Consider the following 14,748-nt stretch of genomic DNA (forward strand, 5'->3'; position numbering starts at 1 on the left):
GCTTCAACCCATCTACCTTGAGGTTTACACCATGTCATCCGCTGTACCCGCGTTAGATTTCGGCTCCATGACCCAGGTCATCCAGTTCCTGATGGAAATCGACAAGTTGAAAAGCGTGCAACGCCGCACCAAAGTACTGGGCACCCAACGCCAGGAAAACTCCGCTGAACATAGCTGGCACTTTGCTATTGGCGCCCTGAGCCTGGCGCCTTACGCCGGTGAAGGCGTGGATATCCAACGGGTGATCCAGATGGCACTGCTGCATGACATCGTTGAGATCGATGCCGGTGACGTGCTGGTCTACGATCTGGCGGCCCGCGCAGCGATCCATGATAAAGAAGTGGCGGCAGCCCGCCGGTTGTTCGGTATGCTGCCAGATACTCAGCGCGAGTATTTCACCGCTTTATGGCAGGAATATGAAGATGGCGAGAGCGCCGACGCGCGTTTCGCACTGGTGCTGGATCGCACCATGCCAATGCTGATGAACCTGCATAACGAAGGCCAAAGCTGGGTCGAAAATGGCATCAGTCTGGAGCAAGTGCTGTCGCGCAACGCAGCCATTGCCGATGTCCAGCCAGAGCTGTGGAAGTACCTTCTGCAACACCTGCAGGACGCTCAGCGTAAAGGCTGGCTGAAGTAACGCTGTTGCTGTTGCGACAAGCCGGGTGATCCTCTCACCCGGCAAGCGATTCACAACGGCTTGTGCGCCGTTTCCTTTGCGGCAATCACCGCCCACAGCGTGATCAACAACGCCACCACCACATAGGCTGAGATCGCCAGCGTGCTGTCGTAAGACTTGAATAACGATGCGATAATCAAGGGTGCAAAACCACCACCGATAATACCTGCCAGCGTATAAGCCAACGACGATCCCGCATAGCGCACCCGGGTCGGGAACTGTTCGGTGATAAAAGCCGCCTGCGGGCCGTACATCGCCGCATGGATCAACAACCCCACCACCACCGCCAGGCAGATCAGCACCGGCTGGCTACTGTCGAGCAGCATAAAGAACACAAATGCCCAAACCATCGCCGCCAGCGCCCCGCCGATATACACCGGTCGACGGCCAAAACGATCGGACAGTGCGCCAAACATCGGTACGGTAATCGCGTTACCGATCGCCCCCAACATGGTAGCGGCCAACGCCAGCGGGCGCGGCAGGTTCAGTACCGTGGTGACATAGGTCAGGGTAAAGACCACCACCAGCGCATACAGCACATCGGAACCGATACGAGAACCACCGGCGATCAACAATGGACGCCGATGCTGGGTGAAGACCTCGCGGATCGGCGAATGGGTAACGTCTTTGGATGCCTCCAGTTTCAGAAACGCCGGCGTTTCCCCCACCCCACGGCGCAGCCACAGGCCAAATATCACCAACACCAGGCTAAGCAGGAAAGGAATACGCCAACCCCACTGCTGGAAATCTTCTGCCGACATAGCCACCGTCACCAGCGTAATCAAGCCGGTACCGATCAAAGTACCGCAGGAAGGACCGACCTGAGCAAAGGAAGCATTACGCCCACGCTGATGAGGTTTACCGTGTTCCATCGACAGCAATACCGCCCCCGCCCATTCGCCTCCCAACGCAATCCCCTGAATAAAGCGCAGCGTGACCAACAGCAGCGGGCTCCAAATACCCCAACTGGCATAACCCGGCAGCAGCCCCATCAGCGCGGTAGTCACGCCCATGATCACCAGCGTGGTCACCAGGACAAAACGGCGCCCCAGCACGTCACCGAGATGACCAAACACGATGCCGCCAATCGGCCGTGAAACATAACCGACCGCGTAGGTGGAAAACGCCAAAATAGTGCCCACCAGCGGATCGAAAGACGGGAAAAACACGTGGTTGAAAATCAGCGCCGCCATGATGTTGTAGACGGTGAAGTCATACCACTCCAGTGCGGTGCCGATCGAACTGGCCGCAGCCAGCTTGCCGGTATTCGGTGGATGCGCGGCAGTATCGTCGGCAGATAAATCCGCGGTCGGTGTTTCCGTGGTTGAAGTGCTCATGATGACAGCTCCTGCGTGGTCAGTTGCCAGCCAAGGGCATAATGCACCGCATCGGTGGCGGGGATTTTCAAGTGGTGACAGGCCAGCTCATTCAGCCGCTGGCCGGCTTCGGCACTGCTGCTTTCGATCAACAGCATCGGCAATAACTGGCGATTTTCCCGCGACTCTTTCGGCAGCGGTGAGCTGAGTTCAACATCCGGCGACAGCAGGCTGCTGCGTACAAAACCGGGTTGCTCGGCCAGCATCGCCCCCAAATGATGGATACCGGCCTTTAGGACTTCCGGTGCCGTCGGCTCCAGGGTAACAATGGCCAAATGGCTGCCGCAGCCCTGCCCGGTCACCGCCTCTACCGCACAGACCCGGCGCATTGGGTCGCGCATTTTGTCGAGGCTTGCCACCGACCAGGGGGTCTGTTGGTTAAACGCGGCGCGGTAAGCCGCCGAGGTAAAACTGGCCAGGGATTCGGTTTTATACAGCCCCAGGTATTTACGCCCGCCTTGTAGCGCCTGATAACGCGTGCCCGACAAAAAGCCGGGCACGCGCACCCGCTCTTCCACGTGCTCACGGTCGTACCACTGATTGAAATCCGCCTCGTCCTGCGCGGCGACATCTGTTGCAACAAACAGCATTCCGTTCGGGGAACCGGTCATGGGTACTCTCCTGTTAGCTCAAAGTAAGGCGGGGTCGCCCCCCACCGGAAAATCACACCTCGGTGAGGCAACGTTCGATCGCCAGCGCCCAACCCAGTAGCGCCTCGTCCTGCAGGGGCAGTCCGGCCAACATCAGGCCAACCGGTGCCGCACCGGGCGATTGGCAAGGCAGCGACAGCGCACAACCGTCGAGGAAGTTGATCACCGAAGGGTTACGCAGCGCAGCGCCGTTGATACGAAAATAAGCGTCTTCATCCGCTTCCAACTCGGCAATGGTTGGCGCGACCATAGGCACCGTCGGCATCAATAGTGCGTCAAACCCTTGCACTACAGCAGTCACCCGCCGTTGCCAATCGGCACGCAGCAACCGCAATTGCTGTAGATCCTGCTCATTCAGCCATTGGCCGCGACGAATACGCGATAACACCCGTGGGTCATAGCCATCGGCATGTTCGGCAATCAACGGCTGATGCCAGCGCCAGGACTCCAGCGCGCTGAAACCACCGGCGGCGTTGATCGTCGCCAGCTCGGCGAACTCATGAAAGGGAATAAATTCAATCTGTGCCCCAGCCTGCACCAGCCGCTGGACGCTGAGATAAAAGGCGGTGGTGACCTCATCGTCCATGCCATCCAGCACCAACGTTTGGGGTACGGCAAAACGCGCCTGACTCAAGGTTTTCTGCTGCGGATACAGTGGCAGATCGGCTATCGCCGCATCCAGCGCTATGCAACCGGCAACGTCATGAGCGATCACGCCGATCGAATCCAGTGAGGGCGACAACGGCAGCAGACCGTGGCTGCTGATACGACGGGCGGTGGGTTTATAACCGGTCAGGCCGCAGAAGGCCGCCGGAATACGTACCGAGCCGCCGGTGTCGCTGCCTATCGCACCAAAGCACATGCCATCAGCTACCGCGACTGCCGCACCGGAAGACGAACCACCGGGAATGCGGCGAGCAGAGCGATCCCAGGGATTGGCAGGCGTGCCGTAGTGGGGATTGATCCCCAGCCCTGAATAGGCAAACTCGGTCATGTTGGTTTTTCCGATGACCACCGCGCCAGCCTGCAACAACCGCTCCACTACGGCGGAATGGCGGTTAGCCACCGGCGCGTCGACCAGCACCCGCGACCCGGCGGCGGTGACTTCCCCGGCGACATCAAACAGGTCTTTGACCGACACCGGTACGCCATCCAGCGCCGACAGAGGATCACCCGCAGCACGCCGTCGATCGGCCGCCAGTGCCTGCTGCTGTGCCCAGTCGGTATAAACATGGGTAAAAGTGCGAGAGCCCTCGCCCTGGTCGTCGGCAATTTGCGCCAGCGCAGCGGCAGTCAACTGCACAGCCGTTAATTCACCAATGGTCAACCCGGCAACGACCTGCGTTAAAGTCAGTTTTTCCATCACGCCACCACCGGCAGTTCAATACTGCGATAGCTATGGCTGATAGTTCGCCCCAGCACCTTGTCCACCAGTTCCATACGGAATTCGGCCGCCGGCCGGATACCGCCAATCGCCGCCACCGTACCGCAGGCCATCGCCAGACCGTCACGCGGCTGAGGTACCGTCAGCCCGCCCTCCGGTACCTGCTGGCCACTCAGATAACGATCCAGCAGATCGCCAGGAGTACGCAGACTGGCAAGGTAACCCTGCTGATAAAGCCGGAACTCACCGTCCTCTTTGATCCAGGATCGCAGGATCAACGAATCCCAATGTGCGATCACTTCCCGCAGGGGCCAGGCGGCACGTGCTACCGGCTTGACGCAGATTTGCTTGGACAGCGCTACGCTGTGCGCCTCCAGTTGACGATCGGTATGATCCGAGGCCAGCGAAACAAACAGCTCGCCGCGATGAGTGAAGATCAGCGGTTCCGCTTCGCCGGAGCTGGCATTGCCGATCACTTCAATGCAGTCGCTCTGGCTAAGCTGATTAACGGCCACCCGATAAAACAGTGGGATTGCACTGGGTTGGGGCACACCCAGCTCCGCCAACTCCCTAATATGGTGCAGGATCGCCTCGCGATCGCGGCCAGTCCAGCCGGCAATCACCAGATGGTCGATCTCAACATCCAGCCCCCCGGCACCGCTGGATTCAGGTAAAGTGAAGGTCAGTCTCATGGCGTTTGTGCCCCTTTGGTTAAAATGCTGTGAAATTTCACTATATCTTTAGTTACCAAATAAGCGATTTCCGTGCCATGTTTTTGTGTACTATGTCTAAAAACTTTCTTCTTGCAGGAGCAGAACGTGATGACCCTTGACGCAGAGAGCCAGGAACTCCCGACGGCAGAGGAAGCCGGAATATCACTGAATGAACTGGCCTACCGGCGCTTTAAGCAAGCACTGGTGACGTTAAGCTACAAACCTGGTGAATATCTCAATACCGCGCAGGTGATGAGTGAGCTGGATATGGGCAGAACGCCGATCAATCAGGCGATCCACCGGCTGGCCAATGAAGGGTTGCTGCAGGTGATCCCGCGTAAAGGGGTGATGGTCTCGCCACTGTCGATGGATGATGCACTGGAACTGATTGAAGTGCGGCTGGCCAATGAAATGCTGTGTATGCGGTTGGCTAGCAAGCGAATTACCGAACCACAGATCGCCGCACTGACGGCCCTCAATCAACAAATCGAAGCCGCCAGCCAGCGCCGTGACCGGGTACAGATGATGACGCTGGACCACCAGTTCCACCAGCAACTGGCGCAGATCGCCGGGAATAATATGCTGGCAGACATCCTGAGCGTGCTGCACGCCAGAGCACAGCGTTTCTGGGCCAGCACGCTGTCACGCGAAGGCCATATGCGGGAGGTGATCGAAGAACATCGGGCGATTATCGCCGCTCTGGCAGCACAGGACGACGCCGCCGCGGCCAATGCGGCAGAGGCGCACATTCTGTCTTTCCGCAGTGCGCTGCTGCATGAGGGCTGATTGGAGAGAGGTGATATTGTATCAAAAACCCGGCGCCTCTAAAGCTACCGGGTTTTAAACTGCAGGATAAACAGCTACGGATAGATAATTTTACTCTTCGAGCTCTTGGCCTTTCAACATAGCGGCACGCAAGACCGCGTTCAAACGCTTCTGGTAGCCCTTACCCGGTCTCTGGAGCCATTCCAAAATGTCAGCATCAATTCTGACCGTTTTTGATACCTTCATCGGTTTGTAGAACCGCCCCTGTAAGGCCGTTCCCCATTGCTCATCGCTAAGCGCGGGGGCGTCACCATAGTCAATCCCATCATCAATGCGTTCAATCACCGCTAGCTGGTTTGGATCCGAAAAAACATGCTGCGCCAGCTCGAAGCTTATGTGATGTTTCGCCAGATTACTTTGGCTTTTTCTTTGATTCCATTCAAAAGAAAACTACATTTTTGTAACTACAATTTGGTTGATATTTAAGCAATGGCTACACCCAATCATCTTGGGTGTCAAAAGGAGACTTTCTGCAAGGGGAGTGGCGAACCGTCAGCGGCCGCCGGAGGCCTCGATAAAGCTACCGGTGACGTAAGAAGCGGCATCGGACAGCAGCCAGGCGATGGCTTCTGCCACTTCTTCCGGGGTGCCACCACGCTGCATCGGCAGGTTGCCCTTCACCCGATCAACACGCCCCGGCTCACCGCCACTGGCATGCATCTCGGTGTAAATACAGCCCGGCCGCACCGAGTTAACGCGAATCCCCTGGGCTGCCACTTCCAGCGCCAGTCCGGTGGTCAGTGTGTCGACCGCCCCCTTCGATGCCGCATAGTCGATATACTCCCAGGGTGCCCCTAAACGAGAGGCGGCGGAAGAGACGTTGACGATAGCCCCGCCCTGTCCACCATGACGCTGCGCCATGCGCTTCACCGCTTCGCGGCAGCAAAGGAAATAGCCGGTGACGTTGGTGCTCAATACTTTGTTGATACGTTCGGCGGTCAATTGCTCAATGCTTGTCTGTTGAAACAGAATACCGGCATTGTTGACCAGCGCCCCCATCGGGCCAAGGGTGGCATCCAGTTCGCTAAACATCGCTACCACCTGGCGTTCGTCACCAATATCGGCCTGCAACGCCAGCGCCCGACCGCCCAGGGAGGTTATCTCTGCGACCACCTGCAGCGCCGCAGCCTCATCCTTCAGATAGTTAACACCCACTGCGTAGCCCTGACGGGCCAGCAGCAGTGCCGTGGCGCGGCCAATACCCCGGCTGGCACCGGTGACCAATGCAACTTTAGTCATGTTGTTCCTTTCTTTGATTGGGAAGTCATAACCGGTAACTGGCGCTCAGCAAAGCTACCTCAGCCACCTTCTTCAACAGAGTATAGATATCCATGCTGCAGAATATCCAAGGGTATTTTTCCACTTGTTGCCCTTATTAAAATAAACCTTATAACTGCACCAAACGACGCAGCTGTTTTTTAATCCGTGGCTTTAAGCTTTTATAAAAAATCAGGGACTGCGCATGCTGAATATGCGGTAAAGGAGAGGAAATCTGGACGGGATGATTACCCCCTTGCGCGCCAACGTCGGAAGGCAGTATGACCAATACCAACAATAAAATTGCGCCTGTACAGGTAACCGCCATTGAAAAGTTGTCGACACGCATTTTTCCTACCCTGATGATTTGTGCAGGAATCAGCGTACTCGAAATATATCGACGCTCCCTTAACGCCAAATTAATCCCAGATTAAGGTTTGCTTAAGAACGATGGTGCAAAAAGGATGACGCCGTTGTCTTCCCATGAGGGTTGTAGTTATATAGCCGCCAGCGCCGTGACATAAACCGGATACCCCGTGAACATATTGTTAGTGGAAGACGATCTGCAATTGGGCAAGGCCCTGTGCCGGGCACTAGAGCTGGCGGGTTTTGAGCTATGCTGGGTGCGGCTGGTGCATGATGCTCAAACCAGGCTCTCACAGGGCAGTTTCGATTTAATGCTGTTAGACCTGACCCTGCCAGACGGGGATGGATTAAAAAAACTGGTCGAGTGGCGGGCCGCCGGACAAAATATCCCGATCATTATTCTGACCGCCCGCGACCGGATTGAGAGCCTGGTCAATAGCCTGGACTCCGGTGCGGACGACTTTCTGGCCAAACCTTTCGCCTTGCCTGAGTTGATATCCCGCGTGAAGGCGGTGAACCGCCGCATGGCCGGGTTTGCCTCCCAAACCTGGAGCCTGGGCAATTTGTATCTGGACCCAATGAACCACCAGGTGACACTAGATGGTGAACTGCTGCTGTTATCGAAAAAGGAGTATCGGCTGCTGCATGAACTGATGCGCTGTGCCGGCACCGTGGTACGTAAAACCGCACTGGAGCAAAGTCTGTTCGGCCATGGCGACAGCGTGGAAAGTAACTCGCTGGAGGTGCATATGCATAATTTTCGGCGCAAGATAGGTAGAGAGTGAATTATTACCGTGCGCAGCATTGGCTATTTATTAAAAAAAGAGACGCTGGGATGATTAGTTTTAAATCCTTTTTTATGCGCACCATTATTTTCCAGGCATTAGCCATATTACTGCTGTGGGGCGTATTGATGGGCTGGGTAAAATATTTTTATTACCCCGACGCCGAAAAATACTTGGATAATCAGCAACGCATTGTCGCACGCGGAATTGCCAACATTCTTGATAAGACTGACGTCAACGACCACAATTTCATTGAGGTAATTAAAGATATCGAAATAATGTATATCGACTCGATAAAAAACGGCATGCAGGATGAAATAGACTACCGCCCCTTATTCGTGGTTTACGATCGTAACAATAAGATGCTTTACGCCTCGCCGGCGCAGGAAATACCGTTGTTCCTGCCGCCTACCGTGCTGTCCGGCACTATCAGTTACGCCAATATGAAGTGGCATATCGCCGGCAGTTGGAGCGACAAGCAGCAATTTAGGGTGATCGTCGGCGAATCCTTTGACAACCGCACCACCATTTTCGGTAATCCGGCGGAAAGCACCGCTATCCCACTGCTGCTAACCTTGGCGGCAACCATTGCCGCCCTGTTGATCACCGCCTATTTCAGCCTGAGGCCGCTACGGCAAATCGCCAGAATGATCTCTGATCGCAAGCCCGGTACCTTGTCACCGATCAATGCAACCGAGCAATATCAGGAAATCCAGCCAATAGTATTGGAAATCAATAAGCTGATGGCACGTATCGATGCCGCAAATCAGCGCGAAAAACGCTTTATGGCTGACGCGGCGCATGAGCTACGCACCCCGATCGCCGCCGTACTGGCACAGTTGCATCTGCTGACCCAGGTGGCGGATAAAACCGAACGACAGGAAATCATTGAAGACATGCAACAGGGGCTGGATCGCGCCGCATCGCTTTCGCGCCAACTGATTGACCTGGCCAAGCTGGAGTCAGAAGACTTCCCGCTAAAGATTGAAACCGTGAATATTCACGCGGAAATCAGCAAATGCATTGCCCAACACGTGCCCTACGCGCTGGAAAAGAACGTCGAACTTTCGCTGGATGGCAGTGAAAATGTGATGATTGATACCGATCGCCAATCACTGATTACCATCTTCACCAACCTTTTGGAAAACGCCATCAAATACGCGCCGGAGAATGGGCGAATCGAAGCCAATATTCGCTCGCTGTCACCGCTGGGTTGCTACATTACCTTGCGCGACAATGGCCCTGGCATCGGCCCGGAATACCACAAACGGCTGTTCGAGCGCTTTTACCGCGTGCCGGGCACCCTGCAAGTCGGCAGCGGTCTGGGGCTGGCGATAGCCAAAAATCTGGCCGATAAAATCGGTGCGCAGCTGCGGCTCACCGAAGGACTCGATGAACGCGGTATCGGGTTTGTTATCGACTTACCGGAAAATTATCTCGCGCCACCAGAAGAAAGTTAAACCGACATGAAAATCGCTATTTAACTGCCGCGGTATCGGTTTGATTGACTGTGACAGACAATGGGCAAAATTTTGTTTGCCCATAAACCTGAGAACAGTTATCCGGCAATACGGATCACCGATCGCACATCGCTTTTCTTGTTCCGATCCCACACTTCGGCGATATCGGATAAGCCGTGCTCCTGAGTTTCAACCGAGATCTGCCCTACGGCCGCCAACGCCAGGATCTCACTGGCATATCGCTGCATCTCAACCGGCGGAGGGAAATTGCCGGTGCCACTGCCCAAAATCTGCAGCTGATTGCTGCGCAATACCGCTGCCGGCAAGCGGATGTCTGGCCCGGCCATTGAACCTACGTTGACCAGGCGAATACCACGCCCACCGGCATAGGAAGACAGGTCGTGATTGTTCAGCGTGGCCAGCAGCGCTTCGGTAGCCGCCCCCCAAATGTAATCGACAATCACCTGATAGCCGTTCGGGCCTGCAGCAGCAGCGAAAGCCTGCACCAGTGCATCTCCTTCCAGGCTGAGGTCCACCGTCGCATCGACGTCCAGCGCATCCAGTACGCTCTGCCGACGCCCAGCCGCGACAATCCGCCCTGCTCCCGCCTGACGTGCAGCGGCCACCGCCAGCTTACCCGAGGTGCCGGTCGCACCAATAATCAGCACCGTTTCACCCGCCTGAAGCTCAGCGCGCCAGTGCAGCGGCAGCCAGGCGGCAAATGCCGGATTAATCAATGCCGCCGCAGTGGCATCATCCACGCCCTTCGGCACCGGCACGCTCCAGGAAGCGACGGTACGCTCTGCCAGTGCGCCGTGAGGCTGCCGGAAAGAGGCGAAATAAACCCGCTGGCCATCCGGTGCATAGCCAACACCATCGGTACCTGGCACGATCGGCAACACCTTAGGGCTGGAGTAATGGGTTCCCGCCACCATGGCGCGATCCAATTGTTTGATACCGGCGACAATCACTTCGATCAGGGTTTCCCCTTCTCTGGCTATCGGCTCATCCACATCACCGACTACGGGTGCCTGGCCTAACGCGTTAACTATTGCAGCTCTCATCATTGCTCCTTAATCCGCTGGGGTTGCGGTGCGGCGACAGTAAAAAAGGGACACTGCATCATGCAATGTCCCTTGAGAGTACGCTTTGCCGAACGTGTTATTGATATTGACTCACCGGCATTTTGTTGGAGAAATCAGAACCGCCAGCTCACAGACTTATTGCCCTCTAATGAATTACGGCCCTGGCGGAACAACTCGCTGGAAAGCCCGGCCCTAACTGAAACATCTTTGTTCAACTGATATTGCACACCCGCCTGCGCCGCCAACCCATCACGCCCAGCCAAGGCGCAGGGTAGCGGACAAGGCCTCTGTCCTCTGGAACAGCGCCTCTACACCCAGTGTGCTTTGCAGAGAGTCGGCATAGCGCCCTTTAATCTACATCGGCAAGGTGCCACTACCGGTCTCCTTAATCGTGCGGCGCTGAGGGACACCTTCATCAGTAAAATAGCCGTCATTGGTGGGGGTGTAGAAATTCAGTTTAAATACCCTTTGCCCGCTGTTATTTCGTACTTCATAACGTTCAACCGCCTGCACGGAGCAGAAGGGTAAAGCCGCAATGATTGCGATAGCCAACCTTTTCATAGAGCACTCCTTGTGAGTCCATCTTCCCTACAAAATATTTTGCTGATGTCAATTTAACCACCAGAGTTTAAGCGGAATGTAAACCGGACAGTGTCTTAAATCAGGTTGGAAGCAAACTGCGTGGAACCGCATAAAAAGAAGATAATTAGCAATTAATCAAAGATATAAGCAAGAAAAGCATGGGCATGATGGACAAAAAAAAGCAGCGCAAAATGCGCTGCCTGTTTATCAACTCCCCGCCGAAGGGTTTATTCGTATTCGCTCATCGGTACACAAGAACAGAACAGGTTACGGTCGCCGTACACGTCATCCAGACGTTTCACGCTCGGCCAGTATTTGTTCTCACGCACACCAGCGATTGGGAACACCGCCAGCTCGCGGCTATAGGCGTGCTGCCAGTCGCTGACCAGTTCTGCCTGAATGTGCGGCGCGTTCACTAATGGGTTGTCTTCCAGCGGCCATTCACCTTTCGCGACCCGATCAATCTCGCCGCGGATAGCCAGCATCGCGTCGATAAAGCGATCCAGTTCTACTTTGCTTTCAGATTCGGTAGGTTCAACCATTAGCGTACCCGCTACCGGGAACGACATGGTCGGCGCATGGAAACCGTAGTCAATCAGACGTTTGGCGATATCCATTTCACTGATGCCGGTCTCTTCTTTCAACGGACGAATGTCGAGAATGCATTCATGCGCCACGCGGTGATCGCGGCCGGTATACAGCACCGGGTAAGCATCTTTCAGACGGGTCGCAATGTAGTTGGCGTTCAGGATCGCCACCTGGCTCGCCTGCTTCAACCCTTCTGCGCCCATCATGCGGATATACATCCAGCTGATTGGCAGAATTGAGGCGCTACCAAACGGCGCCGCAGAAACTGCGCCCTGCTGGGTCGTCACACCGTCGATCTGCACCACGCTGTGGCCCGGAACGAAAGGCGCCAAATGCGCTTTGACGCCGATTGGCCCCATGCCTGGACCGCCACCGCCGTGCGGAATACAGAAGGTTTTATGCAGGTTAAGGTGTGAGACGTCCGCACCGATGTAACCTGGGGTGGTGATGCCCACCTGAGCATTCATGTTGGCGCCGTCGAGGTACACCTGGCCGCCGAACTGGTGAACGATCTGGCACACTTCACGGATAGTTTCTTCGTACACGCCATGGGTCGACGGGTAAGTCACCATGATACAAGACAGCTCTTCACCCGCTTGCTCTGCCTTGACGCGCAGGTCGTGCAGATCGATATTGCCATTCTTGTCGCAGGCCACCACCACCACGCTCATGCCCGCCATTTGGGCAGAGGCTGGGTTGGTACCGTGTGCGGAGCTTGGGATCAGGCAGATGTGACGGCCCGCTTCGTTGCGGCTTTCATGGTAATGACGGATCGCCAACAGCCCGGCGTATTCACCCTGCGCGCCGGAGTTCGGCTGCATGCAAACCGCGTCGTAGCCAGTCAATTGCACCAGCCACTGTGACAACTGGCCGATCATCTGCTGATAGCCGGCAGTCTGTTCCGGCGGGCAGAACGGGTGCAGCTCAGAGAACTCAGGCCAGGTAATCGGGATCATTTCCGCCGCAGCATTCAGCTTCATGGTGCAAGAACCGAGCGGGATCATCGCCTGGTTGAGCGCCAGATCCTTGCGTTCCAGACGGTGCATATAACGCATCATCTCGGTTTCGCTGTGGTAGCTGTTGAATACCGGGTGAGTCAGGATCGGATCCTGACGCAACATACCCGCCGGGATCGACTGGCTATTTTTGCTCACCGCCGCGTCCAGTGCGTCGATGTCCAGACCGTGCTCGTCGCCCGCCAGCAAGGCGAACAGCGTTTGCACGTCTTCACGTGAGGTAGCCTCGTCCAGCGTGATGCCCACCGCACCGTGAATATCGGTGCGCAGGTTGATGCCGAAGCTCAAGGCGCGTTCCAGCACCGCGGCTTTGTCTTTCACTTCCACCGTCAGGGTATCGAACCAGGTTTTGTGACGCAGTTGCAGCCCGACCTGTTGCAGCCCGGCAGCCAAAATGTCGGTCAGGCGATGAATACGCCCGGCAATACGTTGCAGGCCTTGTGGGCCATGGTACACCGCATACAGGCTGGCGATGTTGGCCAGCAGTACCTGCGAGGTACAGATATTCGAGTTGGCTTTTTCGCGACGGATATGTTGCTCACGGGTTTGCATCGCCATGCGCAGAGCAGTGTTACCGGCTGCATCGCGAGAAACACCAATGATGCGGCCCGGCATCGAACGTTTGAATTCGTCACGGCAGGCGAAGAAGGCCGCGTGTGGACCACCGTAACCCATTGGCACGCCAAAGCGCTGTGCGGAGCCGAACACCACGTCGGCGCCCTGTTTGCCCGGTGCGGTCAACAGCACCAGTGCCATAATGTCGGCAGCCACGCTGGTACCGATTTTGCGGGTTTTCAGCTCGGCCAGCAGTTTGCTGTAGTCGTGCAGTTCACCGGTGGTGCCAACCTGTTGCAGCAGCACGCCAAACACGCCCTGCAGCTCCAGCACTTTCTCGGCTTTATCGACGATCACTTCAAAACCGAAAGTGGCGGCACGGGTACGTACCACGTCCAGAGTTTGAGGATGCACGTCGTCAGCCACAAAGAAACGATTAGCGTCTTTCAGCTTGCTGGCGCGTTTGGCCAGTGCCATCGCTTCGGCGGCCGCGGTCGCTTCGTCCAGCAATGAAGCCGATGCCAGATCCAGACCGGTCAGATCGAGAGTCACGGTCTGGAAGTTCAACAGCGCCTCAAGGCGGCCCTGCGACACTTCCGGCTGATAAGGGGTATAAGCGGTGTACCAGCCCGGATTTTCCAGCATGTTGCGCAGGATCACCGGCGGTGTCAGCACCGCGCTGTAGCCCATACCGATATAGGATTTGTAGCGCTGATTCTGCGAGGCAATCGCCTTCAGTTCGGCCAGCGCCTGATGTTCAGTAGCCGCATCGCCCACCGGCGGCGGCGCAGGCAGTTGAATGTCTGCCGGCACAATCTGTTGGATCAGCGCGTTGAGCGAGCGTGCGCCCACCGCTTCCAGCAACTGCTGCTGTTGTTCTGCAGAAGAGCCGATATGGCGTTCGATGAACGCACCGCTGTGTTCAAGTTGGCTGAGTGTCTGAGTCATTGCTACAAATTCCTGAATGCTTACGGGGTACGGGATATAGCCTGATCTATAACTAAAACGCCCCGGTCAATGGGCCTGGGGCGTTACAACAGTTACTCGTCGATAGAAGCCTGATACGCACCGGCATCCAGCAGGTTGCCGAGTTCGGCACTGTCAGAAGCCTTGATGCGGAACAGCCAGCCTTCGCCGTACGGGTCGCTGTTAACCAGCTCCGGAGAGCTTTCCAGCGCATCGTTGGCAGCGATGATTTCACCGCTGATAGGTGCATAGATATCGGAAGCGGCTTTCACCGACTCCGCTACTGCGCAGTCTTCGCCTGCGTTAACCGCGGTGCCCACGTCAGGCAGGTCGACAAACACCATGTCGCCCAGCAGTTCCTGCGCGTGTTCGGTAATGCCTACCACGTATTCGCCGTTGCCTGCGTCACGCACCCACTCATGGGATGTTGCGTATTTCAATTCTGTTGGCACATTGCTCAT

At 56.2% G+C, this 14,748-nt stretch carries 15 protein-coding genes; 4 read left to right on the forward strand and 11 right to left on the reverse strand.

Going from position 1 to position 14,748, the window contains the following annotated elements:
• Nucleotides 1-31 precede the first annotated feature (31 nt).
• A complete protein-coding gene (locus tag F8R23_RS20760; protein WP_099063845.1) occupies nt 32-640 on the forward strand; it encodes an HD domain-containing protein in 609 nt (202 codons plus the stop codon).
• 50 nt (nt 641-690) lie between these two features.
• On the opposite strand, the gene F8R23_RS20765 is transcribed toward F8R23_RS20760, so the two are convergent.
• Genes F8R23_RS20765 through F8R23_RS20780 form a run of 4 tightly spaced genes read right to left on the reverse strand, consistent with a single transcriptional unit; the run spans nt 691 to nt 4,781 of the window.
• Nucleotides 691-2,016, reverse strand: a complete 1,326-nt coding sequence (locus F8R23_RS20765) for an MFS transporter (RefSeq protein ID WP_129937048.1) — start codon at nt 2,014-2,016, stop codon at nt 691-693.
• Nucleotides 2,013-2,666, reverse strand: a complete 654-nt coding sequence (locus tag F8R23_RS20770) for a DUF4286 family protein (RefSeq protein WP_129937826.1) — start codon at nt 2,664-2,666, stop codon at nt 2,013-2,015. The genes F8R23_RS20765 and F8R23_RS20770 overlap by 4 nt, the downstream gene beginning before the upstream one ends.
• A 52-nt stretch (nt 2,667-2,718) precedes the next feature.
• The gene (locus F8R23_RS20775; RefSeq protein WP_151415952.1) at nt 2,719-4,068 is read right to left on the reverse strand and encodes an amidase; all 1,350 of its coding nucleotides are present in this window, start codon (nt 4,066-4,068) and stop codon (nt 2,719-2,721) included.
• Nucleotides 4,068-4,781: a DUF2848 domain-containing protein gene (locus tag F8R23_RS20780; protein WP_129937045.1), complete on the reverse strand. Its 714-nt coding sequence runs from the start codon at nt 4,779-4,781 to the stop codon at nt 4,068-4,070. Before F8R23_RS20780 ends, F8R23_RS20775 begins: the two co-directional genes overlap by 1 nt.
• Before the next feature lie 129 nt (nt 4,782-4,910).
• Between F8R23_RS20780 and F8R23_RS20785 the strand changes: the two genes are divergently transcribed.
• Complete coding sequence (locus F8R23_RS20785) at nt 4,911-5,588, forward strand: GntR family transcriptional regulator (RefSeq protein ID WP_129937109.1); 678 nt, start codon at nt 4,911-4,913, stop codon at nt 5,586-5,588.
• A 90-nt stretch (nt 5,589-5,678) separates the two neighbouring features.
• Here F8R23_RS20785 and F8R23_RS20790 read toward each other — a convergent pair whose 3' ends face one another.
• The 3 genes from F8R23_RS20790 to F8R23_RS20800 all read right to left on the reverse strand — a co-directional run bounded on the left by F8R23_RS20790 (nt 5,679) and on the right by F8R23_RS20800 (nt 7,233).
• Nucleotides 5,679-5,951, reverse strand: a complete 273-nt coding sequence (locus F8R23_RS20790) for a BrnA antitoxin family protein (RefSeq protein ID WP_390900953.1) — start codon at nt 5,949-5,951, stop codon at nt 5,679-5,681.
• A gap of 168 nt (nt 5,952-6,119) precedes the next feature.
• Nucleotides 6,120-6,866 (reverse strand): SDR family oxidoreductase, encoded by a 747-nt coding sequence (locus F8R23_RS20795; protein WP_129937043.1) that lies wholly within the window; start codon nt 6,864-6,866, stop codon nt 6,120-6,122.
• Nucleotides 6,867-7,014: 148 nt separating this feature from the next.
• A complete protein-coding gene (locus F8R23_RS20800) occupies nt 7,015-7,233 on the reverse strand; it encodes a hypothetical protein (protein WP_041418694.1) in 219 nt (72 codons plus the stop codon).
• Nucleotides 7,234-7,420: 187 nt separating this feature from the next.
• Between F8R23_RS20800 and F8R23_RS20805 the strand changes: the two genes are divergently transcribed.
• Both F8R23_RS20805 and F8R23_RS20810 read left to right on the forward strand, forming a co-directional pair.
• A complete protein-coding gene (locus F8R23_RS20805) occupies nt 7,421-8,035 on the forward strand; it encodes a response regulator (protein ID WP_151415953.1) in 615 nt (204 codons plus the stop codon).
• A 50-nt stretch (nt 8,036-8,085) separates the two neighbouring features.
• Nucleotides 8,086-9,495: a sensor histidine kinase gene (locus tag F8R23_RS20810; protein ID WP_151415954.1), complete on the forward strand. Its 1,410-nt coding sequence runs from the start codon at nt 8,086-8,088 to the stop codon at nt 9,493-9,495.
• A gap of 98 nt (nt 9,496-9,593) precedes the next feature.
• On the opposite strand, the gene F8R23_RS20815 is transcribed toward F8R23_RS20810, so the two are convergent.
• The 4 genes from F8R23_RS20815 to gcvH all read right to left on the reverse strand — a co-directional run bounded on the left by F8R23_RS20815 (nt 9,594) and on the right by gcvH (nt 14,748).
• Nucleotides 9,594-10,559, reverse strand: coding sequence for a quinone oxidoreductase family protein (locus tag F8R23_RS20815; protein WP_129937040.1), 966 nt, complete (start codon nt 10,557-10,559; stop codon nt 9,594-9,596).
• Between the two features lie 375 nt (nt 10,560-10,934).
• Nucleotides 10,935-11,141 (reverse strand): hypothetical protein, encoded by a 207-nt coding sequence (locus tag F8R23_RS24335; RefSeq protein ID WP_242503268.1) that lies wholly within the window; start codon nt 11,139-11,141, stop codon nt 10,935-10,937.
• A 248-nt stretch (nt 11,142-11,389) separates the two neighbouring features.
• Complete coding sequence (gene gcvP, locus F8R23_RS20825; RefSeq protein ID WP_151415955.1) at nt 11,390-14,269, reverse strand: aminomethyl-transferring glycine dehydrogenase; 2,880 nt, start codon at nt 14,267-14,269, stop codon at nt 11,390-11,392.
• 92 nt (nt 14,270-14,361) lie between these two features.
• Nucleotides 14,362-14,748, reverse strand: coding sequence for a glycine cleavage system protein GcvH (gcvH, locus tag F8R23_RS20830; RefSeq protein WP_085118731.1), 387 nt, complete (start codon nt 14,746-14,748; stop codon nt 14,362-14,364).

The organism is Serratia proteamaculans, from assembly GCF_008830365.1.
Classification (GTDB): domain Bacteria; phylum Pseudomonadota; class Gammaproteobacteria; order Enterobacterales; family Enterobacteriaceae; genus Serratia; species Serratia proteamaculans.